The sequence below is a fragment of the Rossellomorea sp. SC111 genome, from assembly GCF_024733565.1.
GTDB lineage: Bacteria > Bacillota > Bacilli > Bacillales > Bacillaceae_B > Rossellomorea.
Map to the genome: position 1 here is coordinate 267,955 of NZ_JANIOC010000006.1, position 13,848 is coordinate 281,802.

Genomic DNA, 13,848 nt, shown 5'->3' on the forward strand with positions numbered 1-13,848 from the left:
TAGAGATAGAAGAGGAGGACTAACCATGAAACAATCTATTAATATCCAAGACCAATTCCTTAATCAATTGCGAAAAGACGGATCACTTGTAACGGTATTCCTTTTAAATGGTTTCCAGATTCGCGGGCAGGTGAAGGGGTTTGATAATTTTACCGTCTTGTTTGAAACGGAAGGCAAACAGCAACTGGTATATAAACACGCCATCTCAACATTCGCGCCACAGCGAAATGTTCAAATAAATTTTGAAGAACAAAATTAATGATCATGTGAAAGCTGCCCTTTGTGGCAGCTTTTTATATTGGAACGGATGTGATGACTGTAAGAATAATTAATGAAATGTACTATTCGTGAATAGGATGATATGAGAGGCATTTTTATTCATCACTCTATATCTTCATTTAGATAAGATGGACCCTGAATTAGTAATTAAAAGCGGCATAAGGAAAATCTAACAGTGCCTGGATAGAGAGTACGAAATGAAAAAACATTCTCAGCGTAATTCTATTTATTTCTCGGGAAAGCGCAGGAATAGACAGGATTCTTTTTATTTGTCGAAAATAATCGGATGGAAATGTAGGCGTTTATCACCCTTATATCCTAGATGCGTATATTGTCTTTAGAATGGTGAGGTGAAATCTTTGGATCAACCAATGAGAATGAAAAATAATGGTCAAATCAGCATTGTATTGAATTCTCAAAAAAGGGGTTCAGTACGGGAAACGGTGGATTCGACTCCTCAGTCTCTCCCTCAAGAGCATGTAGCGTTGAAAGAAATCGAAGAAGAACTTGGAGCTCTTGTCGGAATGGAAGAAATGAAAAAAATGGTGAAAGAAATTTATGCATGGATATATGTGAATAAAAAACGGGAAGCCTTGGGCCTGAAGGCAGGAAAGCAAGCTCTTCATATGATGTTCAAAGGGAATCCGGGAACTGGTAAAACGACGGTGGCAAGAATCATCGGAAAATTGTTCTTAAAGATGAATGTCCTTTCAAAAGGACATTTAATCGAGGCTGAGAGGGCAGATCTCGTCGGGGAATATATTGGTCATACTGCTCAGAAAACAAGGGACTTAGTGAAGAAAGCACTCGGAGGGATATTGTTCATCGATGAGGCTTACTCATTGGGTAGAGGCGGCGAAAAGGATTTTGGTAAGGAAGCAATCGATACCCTTGTCAAGCATATGGAAGATAGGCAGCACGACTTTATCTTGATCCTGGCAGGTTATTCAAGGGAAATGGAGCATTTCCTTACCTTGAATCCGGGTCTTCAATCACGATTTCCCCTTGTATTTCACTTTCCTGATTATTCTGTGGATCAATTGATGGAAATCGGTAAAAGGATGTTAGAAGAAAAACAGTACCTATTGAGTCATGATGCCGAAAGGAAGATCCGGGAACATTTGCATGTGGCGAAAAATACATTATCCCCCATGGCATTCTCAAATGGAAGGTATGTTCGGAATGTCCTTGAAAAGTCAATACGCGCCCAAGCGATGAGACTCTTGTTGGAAAATTGTTATGATCGACATGATCTCCTAACCATCCGCAGTAATGACCTAGTGTTTACTAAAACGGCATCCGATCACCATACTTAGTAACTCAAAAGACAATAAAAAAATGCATTCAACTCTGAATGCATTTTTTTATTAAACATGAGCCCGTAGACTTCTATTCGGTAACCTCCATTTATAAAGGTAAGAGAGTACTCTTAAAGCGGTGGTGATGATGAATAGTGAATATAACTCGAAGGCTGAATTCACGATACCAAGTCCGATTGCTGCTCCACACAGAACTGCCCAAACCGCATAAATCTCCGAACGCAGGACCAACGGTTTCCGACCAGCCAGAAGGTCACGTATGATTCCCCCGCCACTTCCGGTTAAAACCGCAGCTACGATGATTGCACTGATGGGGTGATTCATTTCGGAAGCATATAACGCCCCTTGAATAGCAAAAGCCGATAGACCGATTGCGTCAAAGAAATTCCCCCACTTCCTCCAATGTCTCAAAAGATTATTGGGGAAAAGAAAGACCGCTGTTATGGAGAGAAGGGCGATCTGAAACAGCATTCCCTGCTCCCATAAAGCGGAAACGGGTACACCAATCAGTAAATTTCTTATAGCGCCCCCTCCGAATGCAGTGACAATTCCTAATATATAAACACCGAGGATATCATATTCCTCTTCCATGGCAATGATAGCTCCTGAAATAGCAAAAGCAATGGTACCGATGATACTCAGTACTTCCCACGTCATACACATTCCTCCTCACCCTATTACAATACGCTACATGCCATTATGTAGAATCTTGAAGTAGTGTTATGTCATAATCAAACATACTGATTTTAACACGTATATGCTTATTTGCAACCATTTTTCATTGCTTTTTACATAGAGTTTACGAGGGGGATTTGATATGATGGGAAATAGAATGAAAGAGAAAGAAAGTAGGTTGTTTATTGAAGAATGAAAATAGAGAAAAAATCATTCTGGTAGGATGTCAACTTGACGATGATGACTTGCGTTTTCAATATAGTTTAATGGAACTTGAGGAGCTGACGGCAACAGCTCAAGGTCAAGTTGCTGCCACCCTCATTCAAAAACGTGACAGAATAGATCCGAGTACTTATATTGGAAAGGGGAAAGTGGAGGAACTGGTCCTCTTGGAAGAACAGTTTGAACCGGACATCATCATCTTTAATGATGAACTATCCCCCAGTCAGATCCGGAACTTATCAAAGGAATTAAACGGCAGGGTGATTGACCGCACACAACTGATATTGGACATCTTTGCACAGCGTGCCCGCTCGAGAGAAGGGAAATTACAAGTAGAACTTGCCCAGCTTCAGTACTTGCTCCCGAGACTTATCGGTCAGGGGGCCTCCCTCTCAAGGCTGGGTGGCGGGATAGGCACCAGGGGGCCGGGTGAAACGAAACTCGAAAGTGACCGGAGACACATCCATAAAAGGATTGACGATATTAAGAAGCAATTACAAACCATAGTTGATCATAGAAAAAGGTACCGCGGGAGAAGAAAGCGGAACAAAACATTCCAGATTGCCCTGGTCGGTTACACAAACGCTGGAAAATCCACATTGTTCAATCGAATTTCAATGGCTGATTCGTATGAAGAAAATCAATTATTTGCGACTCTTGATCCGATGACCAGGAAAATGCCTTTGCCCAGTGGATATTCCACGTTACTGACAGATACCGTAGGGTTCATTCAAGATTTACCGACAACGCTGGTTGCGGCATTTCGATCCACTCTTGAAGAGGTAAAGGAGGCAGACCTTCTTCTTCATGTCGTGGATAGTTCAAATCCTGATTACAGTCAACATGAAAGGACTGTAGAGTCCTTATTAAAGGATCTGGAGATGGATGGACTGCAGCAATTAACGGTATATAACAAACGGGATCAGATGGATCCCGAATTTGTACCCGCCAGTGAATCAGAGAGTATCCTCATAAGTGCCTTGAACGAAGAGGACAGAGGAAAGCTATTGATTAAAATAGAAGAAATCGTGAAAAATCATATGATCCCGTACCATGTATTTGTTCCTGTGAATGAAGGAAAGATACTATCTCAATTAAAAAGTGAAACGATATTGAGAAAATTGGAATTCCGAGAAGTGAGTCAAGTATATGAAATAAACGGATTTCATCTTGAAGACCATCCGATCGAAGGAAGCATCAAGAAATTCAGAAAGTAGAAGGGGAACAACACCAAATGTTTGAACAATTAGTAAATGGAACGTCATTACAATCACTTGTAACGAAAGTGGAAGCAGATATCAAAGACATACACAAAAGAATAGATGAACGCTCTGAAAGCAACCAGTTCAACGTTTTAAGATCATTTCAGAAGCACCGGGTAAGTGATTCTCACTTTATTCCCTCAACTGGCTATGGCTATGACGATGCGGGAAGGGACACCCTGGAAAGCATTTACGCAGATGTATTTGGAGGAGAAGCCGGGCTTGTGCGGCCGCAGATCATTTCTGGTACCCATGCGATTTCCATCGCTTTGTTCGGGATACTCCGGCCGGGAGATGAACTGGTGTACATAACAGGAAAACCTTATGATACATTAGAAGAAATTGTAGGGAGCCGGGGAAAGGGGACAGGTTCACTGAAAGACTTCCAAATTGGCTATCAGAGCGTTGATTTAGATGATGCTGGAAAAGTCGATTTCGAAGAGGTTGCACGGACCATCTCAACCAAAACAAAAATGATTGGCATACAGCGATCAAAAGGTTATGCCAGCCGTCCATCATTTACAATAGAAGAAATAAAGGAAATGATTGATTTCATTAAAGAGATTGACCCTGGAATTGTTGTATTTGTAGACAACTGCTATGGGGAATTTGTCGAAGTGCAAGAACCATGTCACGTCGGTGCGGACCTGATGGCAGGCTCCCTTATTAAAAATCCGGGGGGTGGCCTTGCGAAAACAGGTGGTTATATCGTTGGAAAGAAAGAATATGTAGAAGCCTGTTCCTTCCGTATGACCTCGCCGGGGATCGGGGCGGAGGCAGGGGCGTCTCTGTACAGTCTTCAAGAAATGTATCAAGGGTTCTTTTTAGCTCCTCACGTGGTGGCGCAATCATTAAAAGGAGCGGTTTTCACTTCGGCTCTGCTGACCGAGATTGGTATGAATACGGATCCTTCACCTCAAGCCAGGCGAACGGATTTAATTCAATCGGTACAATTTGATGACAGAGAAAAGATGATCGCTTTCTGTCAGGCAATCCAATCCGCCTCGCCTATCAATTCTCATTTCACGCCATATCCGAATTATATGCCCGGGTATGAGGATGATGTCATAATGGCTGCAGGGACGTTCATTCAGGGAGCGAGCATTGAACTATCGGCGGATGGACCTATAAGACCACCTTATATCGCTTACGTTCAAGGCGGGTTGACATATTCCCATGTGAAAATCGCCGTTTGCTCTGCTGTGGACAATTTGATTGAAAAAGGTTTAATCACTATATAAAAAGGATATTAAAGTACTAATTGGATAGTCTAGAATGGACTATCCCATTCTTTTGATTATTTATGTAAGAAAACCTAACATTTGATTGACAGATCTCCTAACATTACATATAATGAACTCAAGAAGGAAACCAAAAGGAGGAATCAAGATGAGCGGAAGTGAAATTCGTCGAACGATGGCATTATTTCCAATTAGTATTGTCATGCAGCTCACGGACTTAACGGCTCGTCAGATTCGATACTACGAAGAGCATCAACTGATAAACCCGGCACGGACCGAGGGGAATCGCCGGCTCTTTTCCTTGAATGACATTGATAAATTATTAGAAGTAAAGGATCTGTTAGATCAAGGTATCAACATGGCAGGGATTAAGAAGATTTTTTCAGTGTCCGGTCATAATGAAAGCAAAGTCGTATCTGACGTAAGTAAGGAAAAGGAAGAAAAAGCAAGACAGGATCTATCTGACGACGAGTTGCGTAAGTTACTTCGAAATGAATTGATCCATTCTGGACGGTTCAATCGATCTTCTCTGCGTCAAGGAGATATGTCCCGCTTCTTTCATTAAATAAAACCTTTAAAAAACTTGAGGAGGAAATACGTAAATGGCAAAGTATACTCGTGAAGATGTTCTAAGATTAGCGAATGAAGAGGGAGTTAAGTTCATTCGACTACAATTCACTGACATTTTAGGGACGATCAAGAACGTAGAAATCCCTCTAAGTCAGCTTGAAAAAGCATTAGATAACAAGATGATGTTTGACGGATCTTCAATTGAAGGATTTGTCCGAATCGAAGAATCAGATATGTACCTTTTCCCTGATTTGGACACATGGTTGGTTTTCCCATGGACAGCTGAAAAAGGAAAGGTAGCCCGTCTGATCTGTGATATTTACAATCCCGACGGCACTCCATTCGAGGGAGATCCTCGTAACAACCTTAAACGTATTTTAGGGGAAATGGAGGAACTTGGGTTCACTGACTTCAATCTTGGGCCAGAGCCGGAATTCTTCCTCTTTAAATTAGATGTGAATGGCGAACCTACGTTAGAATTAAATGATAACGGTGGATATTTTGACCTCGCTCCCACTGATTTAGGGGAGAACTGTCGTCGTGATATCGCTCTGGAACTTGAAGAGATGGGCTTTGAAATTGAAGCATCCCACCACGAGGTAGCACCTGGTCAACATGAGATCGACTTCAAATATGCAAATGCATTAAGAGCTTGCGATGATATTCAGACATTTAAACTGGTAGTAAAAACGATTGCCCGTAAACACGGTTTGCACGCTACCTTCATGCCGAAACCATTATTCGGTGTAAATGGTTCAGGCATGCACTGTAATATGTCACTATTCAAAAATGGAGTGAACTCTTTCTTTGATGAAAAAGGTGACTTGCAATTAAGTGATACTGCCCGTCAATTCCTTGCTGGTATCATCAAGCATGCCACTGCATTTACAGCGATTACTAACCCGACTGTAAATTCATATAAACGCTTGGTTCCAGGTTACGAAGCACCTTGCTATGTTGCCTGGTCTGCGCGTAACCGGAGCCCGTTAATCCGTATCCCGGCATCCCGTGGATTGAGTACACGCGTTGAAGTTCGCAGTGTCGACCCTGCGGCAAATCCTTACCTTGCAATGGCTGTATTACTTGCGGCAGGTTTAGATGGAATTAAGAATAACCTTCCGGCTCCTAAGCCAATTGACCGGAACATCTATGTAATGGATAAAAAAGAGCGTGAAGAAGCGGGTATCGTGGATCTTCCTGCAACATTATATGCAGCTCTTGAAACCTTAAAAACAAGTGAAGTAATTGTTAAGTCCCTTGGCGAACACATATTCGAACATTTCGTGGAAGCGAAAGAAATCGAGTGGGATATGTTCCGTACACAAGTACATCCTTGGGAGAGAGAACAGTATATCCAAATGTATTAATTACCAGGAGCCCTCAACACGTGTTGAGGGTTTTTTCATTTAAGTTCAGGCTGTACCCACAATGGGGGAGGCAACAAAATCAAATAAGCCTGGGGATGGAATGTTTCGGTTTCCAACCCCAGGCTTATTTTTCATTATAATGATTAGTGACTGATCATAGTACCCGGTATGCTCTATGAGGAATATCGGATGCCAGTATCAATGAACTTGACGATACACTCCAACCACTTTACCTAGAATGGAGACGTTTCGTAAAATGATAGGTTCCATTGTTGAGTTCTCGGGCTGAAGACGCACATAATCCCTTTCTTTAAAGAAACGTTTTACCGTGGCTTCGTCTTCATCAGTCATGGCAACGACGATATCTCCGTTATTCGCTGTCTGCTGCTGGCGAACAATGACAAAATCCCCATCCAAAATGCCGGCTTCGATCATACTGTCACCCATGATTTCAAGCATAAACACCTGTTCATCCGAAGGGGCCATCCGCTCTGGCAAAGGGAAAAATTCTTCCACATTTTCAACAGCCGTAATCGGTTGACCGGCTGTTACTTTACCGATTAAAGGAACGTTAACCACACGTTGTCGCGGAATCGTATCTTCTTCAAGGTCCAGAATTTCAATCGCTCTCGGTTTAGTCGGATCACGACGGATCAGACCCTTACTTTCCAGCCTCGCTAAATGTCCGTGTACGGTGGAACTGGAAGCAAGGCCGACGGCTTCCCCGATTTCACGTACGGAAGGGGGATATCCTTTTTCTCTGACTGCAACTTTAATATATTGTAGTATGTCCTGCTGTCTTTTCGACAATTTTGTCATGTTCACGCACCTCTATTATAGATCTTATGTTCCCATTATAGCATGTCACCCATATTGATACAAACATAAGTTCGAATTTTGTTGACACCAAACGAGTGTTCGTATTACAATAAAATAACAAAACAGAACAAACATTCGTATGGAGGTAATTTTATGTTAACACATATTTGGAATCGATTCTCTTACATTATTATATTATTTGTTTTAGTCCTTTCAGCAGCATGCTATTTTTTGATCAATATGACAAATCAACCTTCTTACCAAAGCATCACAGTGGAAGATGGTGATACTCTTTGGACTATTGCCAAACAGTATAATGAAGAATATTCTATGACAATGGAAGAGTTTATCGCCTGGGTGGGTGAGGAGAACGATTTGAACTCTTTTGCCATCAAACCTGGTGAATCACTTGTGTTACCAATTGAGAATCCAACAATGTCAACTCAATCAGATTTCGAACTGGTCATGAACGAAGAATAGAGGGATAAAAGATGAAAGCAGTCATTTACTGCAGGGTAAGTACCAAGAAAAATACACAGGAAACATCTTTGGAACGGCAGGAAGAAGAACTCGTTAAATTGGCACACGATCATCATTATGAAGTAAATGCGGTCATCAAGGATCAAGCGAGCGGCTTTGAATTGGACCGTCCGGGTGTTTTGGAACTTCTGGACCTGGTCAGGGATAAATCAATTGATGCTGTGCTGATTCAGGACGAGACAAGAATCGGAAGGGGAAATGCCAAGATCGCCCTTATTCACTGTTTGTTAAAAGAGGACGTGAAAATCATAAGCCAGACCCATAGTGGAGAATTGCACTTATCCGAGTCCGATTCCATGGTCATCAACATTGTCAGTATGGTGGAGGAATATCAACGCAAACTTCATAACCTTAAAATTAAGCGGGGAATGAAACGGGCTGTAGAAAATGGCTTTCAGCCCCATAAAAATTTAAAGAATAAAGGAAATGTGGATGGAAGGGAGCGTATTGAAGTGCCTGTGGAGGAAATTGTTCGTTTAAGGAAAAATGAATTAACCTTCGCTGAGATTGCAGCTACTCTTAGGGGCTTTGGATACGATGTATCCAAAGCCACTGTACATAGACGCTTCAAAGAATATATGACGTCTCTTGATCATGCTTAATCCTTGTTTTATCTCCTTTAATCTAGTAACATGACGGTAGTGTTATACACTGCCTTTTAGTAATGTTTTGGAGTTTGCAAACTATGCAATAAAGGAGTTTTTATAGATGCTTTCAAAATCAAAAATGAATAGAATCAACGAGCTTGCCAAAAAGTCCAAAAATAGCGGACTATCTGAACAGGAAGCGAAAGAACAGACCAAACTCAGGAAAGAATATCTTGAAACGTTCCGTCAATCAATGAAAGGTACAATTGAAAATACAAGAATCTTTGATCCGGAAGGAAATGAAGTAACACCTAAAAAGATTCAAGATATACAGACAAAGAAAAAAATGCATTAATCAAAAAACTTCCAGGGCCATTTTGAAAGGTCCTGGAAGTTTTTTTGGTTGATAACGTTCCATTATGAAATTTGAAGGTTTTTTATTTTCAACGATCATAAAGTCATGTTATCATTCAAGATAGTTGTATAAACTATCAAAGAAGATTAATATTAATAAGGTACTTTAAAAGGAAGGATGTCTGACATATGTTTGATAACACAGATCAATTAGCAATTAATACAATTCGCACATTATCAATCGATGCGATTGAAAAAGCAGGTTCCGGGCACCCGGGAATGCCAATGGGGGCAGCTCCTATGGCATACGCACTTTGGACAAGGTTCATGAATCATAACCCTAAAAATCCAGAATGGTTCAACCGTGACCGTTTTGTCTTATCTGCGGGACATGGTTCGATGCTGTTGTACAGCCTACTTCATCTTTCCGGTTACGATGTTTCAATGGATGATCTTAAAAATTTCCGCCAATGGGGAAGTAAGACGCCAGGACATCCAGAGTATAAGCATACTTCTGGTGTGGAAGCAACAACTGGTCCACTTGGACAGGGGATTGCAATGGCAGTTGGTATGGCATTAGCTGAAAGACATTTGGCCACTACATACAACAAAGACCAATATAATATGGTCGATCACTTTACATACTCCATTTGTGGTGATGGGGATTTGATGGAAGGTGTTTCCTCCGAAGCTGCATCATTGGCCGCTCATCTAAAATTAGGACGCCTTGTTGTTCTTTATGATTCCAACGATATTTCACTTGACGGAGATTTGGATAAATCCTTCTCCGAGAGTGTTGAAGGACGATTCCAATCATACGGTTGGCAGTATATCCGTGTAGAAGATGGAAATGATCTTGACGAAATATCCAAAGCGATTGAAGAAGCTCAAGGGGATACATCCCGCCCGACAATGATTGAAGTAAAGACAGTCATTGGTTATGGGGCTCCGAATAAATCAGGTAAATCTGCTGTTCATGGTGCACCTCTGGGTGAGGATGAAATGAAGCTTACAAAAGAAGCTTACAAGTGGACATTCGATCAGGATTTCCACGTTCCTGATGAGGTATACAGCCGCTTCGAGGAAAAAATCCAACAAGCTGGTTCTGAGAAAGAACAAGATTGGGCCAACCAATTCATTAAATACAAAGATGAACATCCTGAATTAGCCACTCAATTAGAAGCGGCAATCAAAGGTGAACTCCCGCAAGGATGGGATAAGGATATCCCGGTATATGAAGAAGGAAAAGCATTAGCAAGCCGAGCTTCTTCAGGGGAAGTGTTGAACGCCATTGCGAAAAATCTTCCTTCATTCATCGGTGGTTCTGCTGACTTGGCAGGTTCCAACAAAACGATGATTAAAGATGAGAAAGATTTCACACCTGAATCCTATGAAGGCCGTAATATCTGGTTCGGAGTCCGTGAATTCGGTATGGGCGGTGCCATGAATGGTATGGCTCTACACGGAGGACTTCATGTATTCGGTGGGACATTCTTTGTATTCAGTGACTATTTAAGACCTGCTATCCGCTTGGCGGCTCTGATGGGCTTACCTGTGACGTATGTATTCACACATGATAGTATCGCTGTGGGGGAAGACGGACCTACCCATGAACCTGTAGAACAGCTTGCTTCCCTTCGTGCAATGCCGAACCTGTCGGTCATTCGCCCTGGTGACGGTAACGAAGTGGCTGCTGCTTGGAAGTTATCGTTAGAATCTAAAGATCAGCCAACGATGCTGGTACTATCCCGTCAGGACCTTCCAACGCTTAAAGGTACGGCTGATAAAGCCTATAATGGGGTAAACAAAGGGGCGTATGTTGTATCAGCTTCAGGGAAAGAACAGCCTGATGCCCTGTTGATTGCAACTGGTTCTGAAGTGCATCTTGCGGTAGAAGCGCAGAATGCCCTTGAAAAAGACGGCATCAGTGTTTCGGTTGTGAGCATGCCATCTTGGGATCGTTTCGAAAAGCAATCAAAAGAGTACAAAGAATCCATTCTGCCTAAGAGTGTGAAAAAACGCCTTGCAATCGAAATGGGATCTCCAATGGGCTGGGATCGCTACGTTGGCGATGAAGGTGACATCCTGGCGATCAATGGTTATGGTGCATCTGCACCTGGAGCGAAAGTCATGGAAGAATATGGCTTCACTTCTGAAAATGTAGTATCGAGAATCAAAGCTTTACTTCAATAATCATGAATGGAAAAGGTCAGCTCCTTACACTCTCTAAGGAGTTGGCCTTTTTCTTTTGGGTGAGTACAATAGGAGTAAAGGTGGAATGGATTGGGTATAGAACAAATACCGTATATATACTTAGTTCCATCCTAAGCATTCAAAAGAGGTGGAATAGGTTCGACAAAACTAGTGCAGATTTTCAACAATTTATGACAATGACTCCCTTCTAGTTGATTTATACTATATGAAAGAAAGGTAGGAGGGAGTAAAGGTGCGAAATTATCAAATCTATTGGATTGAAGAGTTGTTTGTTCAGCATTACTACGGTCGTGAAAGAATGTTCTATCAATTGTTTTCTGATTGGGAAGCGAGTACAGGTGATCTTCACGATATTGTCTCGAAACAAGTAGATTACATTACGAAACCGATTCCATACCTTCCTACACAAAGGCTCCTTCAGCACGAAATCACGAAGGTTGAAGGGGCAGCCTGGGTAAACTCCGTTGCGACAATCGAAAGAGAAGAATCAGGTGCGACTCTCGTTTTGAATGAAAAGTCGATGTCTTTGAATGCCTGGGGACATGATGAATCTGAATATATCTTTTTTGAAATTTTACGAAGAAATATGGGCCAGCTATTGGCAATGGATATCATTAATGAGCGTTTTGGCTGGTTAAAACCGATAAAACAAAGAAAGTTTATATATTAATATGAAATTTCGACCAAAATATTGTATAATGTTTCAGGGTTTAGTACACTTTTAAAAGGACAACATGAAGGAGGAAGTAAGAATATGGGAACGACTGGATTACTTATTCTAGTAGGAGTTCTGGCATTACTTGCCGGAGTTGCACTAGGATTTTTCATTGCTCGTAAATATATGATGAGCTATCTTAAGAAAAATCCACCAATTAACGAGCAAATGTTACGCATGATGATGATGCAAATGGGGCAAAAACCATCCCAGAAGAAAATCAATCAAATGATGAATGCAATGAACAAGAACATGAAGTAATAGATGGAAGCACTCAGGTGATGAGTGCTTTTTCTATTGTATGGGCATCCTGATGTGAGGGAGTGCATAGAAGATTTCAATAGATTTGTTAGGATAATGGGATTATTTTCGTGAATTCATAAAAACTTAAAGATTATCAGGCAGATTGAAATGTAATGTATGATAAAATATAGTCCGGAGGGAGTCATATGAAAAAATGGATGATTGTTTCTCTGTCTACTTTGATTCTTATTGCCGGATGCAGCAATAAGCCTCAGGAAGTGATAGATGATGAAACGCTTGAAATTCAAAATAGTGCAGCAAGTGATGCACGTGAATATTTAACTTATAAAATTAATAAAGAAAAAAAATCGGTGAATCGCGGACTGATTACAATGACAATCAACAACCGCAGTGATATGGATGAAATCGAGACAGGTCTTATGTCATTATCCACTGAACATTTTTCCCCTGAAAAATATGTCTATCAAGAGGGGCAGTACTTGAAGAATTTAAATTCATGGTTAGGGAGGAAGTCTAAATCTAATAAGGCTGGCCTTAATCCGGAATTACAGATTACAGATGATATGTCATGGGAACAACAAATGGAGATGGAAAAGAAAAACCCAATGTACCTTGCTTATATACATGAGCAGAATTATGTCGACACAGAAGGGAATATCAAGGGAATTTCCCTAGGTCTTGCGATGAATTCCATTGATTATATCAGGGTGGAAGATGATAAGAAGCTTATGCATTTTGACGAAGCCACCATCAACAAGAAAATGATGGAAGAATACGGAAGGGAAGTTGCCGATACCGTCGTAAGTCGTGTTAGGTCAAACAAAGAATTGAAAAATGTACCTATAATGATTTCGATTTACAAACTGCAACCTTTAAACAGCGTTGTTTCAGGTAACTATATCTCCACAACCTATTTAGATGAGAACGATAGGAAAATCAAAAAGTGGGATGATGTATCCGACAAATATTATTACTTCCCGAGCGATGAAGGAGAAGAAAAGGACAGGGATTTATACAACCGAATCCGTGATCTTGAAGATTATGTGTCAAAGTATTTCTCTCATCAGGATATTGAATTTGTGGGTAAAGGATTATATAAAAAGGATACGCTAAATAAGTTGGTCATCGATGTACATACAGGCATGGTGAAAGAAACCGAATTAATAGGGTTTGCACAGGCGATTGGCCCTGAAATCGTCGATTACTTCCCTCATACACCGGTTTATCTTTATGTGAAAACCCCTAAAGGCCTCAAAGCCACCATCGTAAAAGAAGTGGATCAGGAGCCATTTGTACAAATTCATTAAAAATAATTCTATACAAAAGAGCCTCTCTTATGAAAATGAACTACTACCCGAATATAGGACACTGATAAAAAAGTGCCCCATATTCGGGTTTTTTCATGTCCATATAAGAAAAA

Annotated in this window: 15 protein-coding genes; 13 read left to right on the plus strand and 2 right to left on the minus strand. The window is 41.0% G+C overall.

Annotated features, from left to right (window positions below; all coding sequences use genetic code 11):
* Positions 1-25 precede the first annotated feature (25 nt).
* The gene (hfq, locus tag NQ095_RS10260) at positions 26-259 is read left to right on the plus strand and encodes an RNA chaperone Hfq (protein ID WP_079534150.1); all 234 of its coding nucleotides are present in this window, start codon (positions 26-28) and stop codon (positions 257-259) included.
* A 379-nt stretch (positions 260-638) separates the two neighbouring features.
* Positions 639-1,595, plus strand: a complete 957-nt coding sequence (gene spoVK, locus NQ095_RS10265) for a stage V sporulation protein K (RefSeq protein ID WP_258263364.1) — start codon at positions 639-641, stop codon at positions 1,593-1,595.
* Between the two features lie 51 nt (positions 1,596-1,646).
* Here the strand turns inward: spoVK and NQ095_RS10270 are convergent, their stop codons facing one another.
* Positions 1,647-2,255, minus strand: a complete 609-nt coding sequence (locus NQ095_RS10270; protein ID WP_258263365.1) for a trimeric intracellular cation channel family protein — start codon at positions 2,253-2,255, stop codon at positions 1,647-1,649.
* 203 nt (positions 2,256-2,458) lie between these two features.
* Here NQ095_RS10270 and hflX point away from each other — a divergent pair, with 203 nt between their 5' ends.
* From hflX to glnA, 4 genes are all read left to right on the plus strand, one after another.
* Positions 2,459-3,712, plus strand: a complete 1,254-nt coding sequence (gene hflX, locus NQ095_RS10275) for a GTPase HflX (RefSeq protein WP_258263366.1) — start codon at positions 2,459-2,461, stop codon at positions 3,710-3,712.
* Between the two features lie 17 nt (positions 3,713-3,729).
* Complete coding sequence (locus tag NQ095_RS10280) at positions 3,730-4,998, plus strand: methionine gamma-lyase family protein (protein ID WP_258263367.1); 1,269 nt, start codon at positions 3,730-3,732, stop codon at positions 4,996-4,998.
* A 148-nt stretch (positions 4,999-5,146) separates the two neighbouring features.
* Positions 5,147-5,563 carry a MerR family transcriptional regulator gene (locus NQ095_RS10285; RefSeq protein ID WP_258263368.1) on the plus strand — a complete coding sequence of 139 codons (417 nt, stop codon included), beginning with the start codon at positions 5,147-5,149 and terminating at the stop codon, positions 5,561-5,563.
* 37 nt (positions 5,564-5,600) lie between these two features.
* Positions 5,601-6,935, plus strand: a complete 1,335-nt coding sequence (gene glnA / locus NQ095_RS10290; protein WP_258263369.1) for a type I glutamate--ammonia ligase — start codon at positions 5,601-5,603, stop codon at positions 6,933-6,935.
* A gap of 198 nt (positions 6,936-7,133) precedes the next feature.
* Here glnA and lexA read toward each other — a convergent pair whose 3' ends face one another.
* Entirely contained in the window at positions 7,134-7,754 is a 621-nt protein-coding gene (gene lexA / locus NQ095_RS10295) for a transcriptional repressor LexA (protein WP_258263370.1), read from the minus strand.
* A gap of 153 nt (positions 7,755-7,907) precedes the next feature.
* On the opposite strand from lexA, the gene yneA reads away from it, so the two are divergent.
* From yneA to NQ095_RS10330, 7 genes are all read left to right on the plus strand, one after another.
* Complete coding sequence (gene yneA / locus NQ095_RS10300; protein WP_483880574.1) at positions 7,908-8,234, plus strand: cell division suppressor protein YneA; 327 nt, start codon at positions 7,908-7,910, stop codon at positions 8,232-8,234.
* 11 nt (positions 8,235-8,245) lie between these two features.
* Entirely contained in the window at positions 8,246-8,896 is a 651-nt protein-coding gene (locus NQ095_RS10305; RefSeq protein WP_258263372.1) for a YneB family resolvase-like protein, read from the plus strand.
* A 106-nt stretch (positions 8,897-9,002) separates the two neighbouring features.
* Entirely contained in the window at positions 9,003-9,236 is a 234-nt protein-coding gene (locus NQ095_RS10310; protein ID WP_258263373.1) for a DUF896 domain-containing protein, read from the plus strand.
* 188 nt (positions 9,237-9,424) lie between these two features.
* The gene (gene tkt / locus NQ095_RS10315) at positions 9,425-11,428 is read left to right on the plus strand and encodes a transketolase (protein ID WP_258263374.1); all 2,004 of its coding nucleotides are present in this window, start codon (positions 9,425-9,427) and stop codon (positions 11,426-11,428) included.
* A 253-nt stretch (positions 11,429-11,681) separates the two neighbouring features.
* Positions 11,682-12,119, plus strand: coding sequence for a sporulation inhibitor of replication protein SirA (gene sirA / locus NQ095_RS10320; protein ID WP_258263375.1), 438 nt, complete (start codon positions 11,682-11,684; stop codon positions 12,117-12,119).
* Between the two features lie 84 nt (positions 12,120-12,203).
* A complete protein-coding gene (locus NQ095_RS10325) occupies positions 12,204-12,425 on the plus strand; it encodes a YneF family protein (protein WP_034759902.1) in 222 nt (73 codons plus the stop codon).
* Positions 12,426-12,613: 188 nt separating this feature from the next.
* The gene (locus NQ095_RS10330; RefSeq protein WP_258263376.1) at positions 12,614-13,735 is read left to right on the plus strand and encodes a CamS family sex pheromone protein; all 1,122 of its coding nucleotides are present in this window, start codon (positions 12,614-12,616) and stop codon (positions 13,733-13,735) included.
* The last annotated feature ends 113 nt before the right edge of the window (positions 13,736-13,848 follow it).

What these genes read in the sequence shown, in the direction of transcription:
- hfq (WP_079534150.1), top strand. Translation starts at nt 26, where the DNA reads ATGAAACAATCTATTAATATCCAAGACCAATTCCTTAATCAATTGCGA.
- NQ095_RS10270 (WP_258263365.1), bottom strand. Translation starts at nt 2,255, where the DNA reads ATGACGTGGGAAGTACTGAGTATCATCGGTACCATTGCTTTTGCTATT.
- NQ095_RS10280 (WP_258263367.1), top strand. Translation starts at nt 3,730, where the DNA reads ATGTTTGAACAATTAGTAAATGGAACGTCATTACAATCACTTGTAACG.
- NQ095_RS10285 (WP_258263368.1), top strand. Translation starts at nt 5,147, where the DNA reads ATGAGCGGAAGTGAAATTCGTCGAACGATGGCATTATTTCCAATTAGT.
- glnA (WP_258263369.1), top strand. Translation starts at nt 5,601, where the DNA reads ATGGCAAAGTATACTCGTGAAGATGTTCTAAGATTAGCGAATGAAGAG.
- lexA (WP_258263370.1), bottom strand. Translation starts at nt 7,754, where the DNA reads ATGACAAAATTGTCGAAAAGACAGCAGGACATACTACAATATATTAAA.
- yneA (WP_483880574.1), top strand. Translation starts at nt 7,908, where the DNA reads ATGTTAACACATATTTGGAATCGATTCTCTTACATTATTATATTATTT.
- NQ095_RS10305 (WP_258263372.1), top strand. Translation starts at nt 8,246, where the DNA reads ATGAAAGCAGTCATTTACTGCAGGGTAAGTACCAAGAAAAATACACAG.
- NQ095_RS10310 (WP_258263373.1), top strand. Translation starts at nt 9,003, where the DNA reads ATGCTTTCAAAATCAAAAATGAATAGAATCAACGAGCTTGCCAAAAAG.
- tkt (WP_258263374.1), top strand. Translation starts at nt 9,425, where the DNA reads ATGTTTGATAACACAGATCAATTAGCAATTAATACAATTCGCACATTA.
- NQ095_RS10325 (WP_034759902.1), top strand. Translation starts at nt 12,204, where the DNA reads ATGGGAACGACTGGATTACTTATTCTAGTAGGAGTTCTGGCATTACTT.
- NQ095_RS10330 (WP_258263376.1), top strand. Translation starts at nt 12,614, where the DNA reads ATGAAAAAATGGATGATTGTTTCTCTGTCTACTTTGATTCTTATTGCC.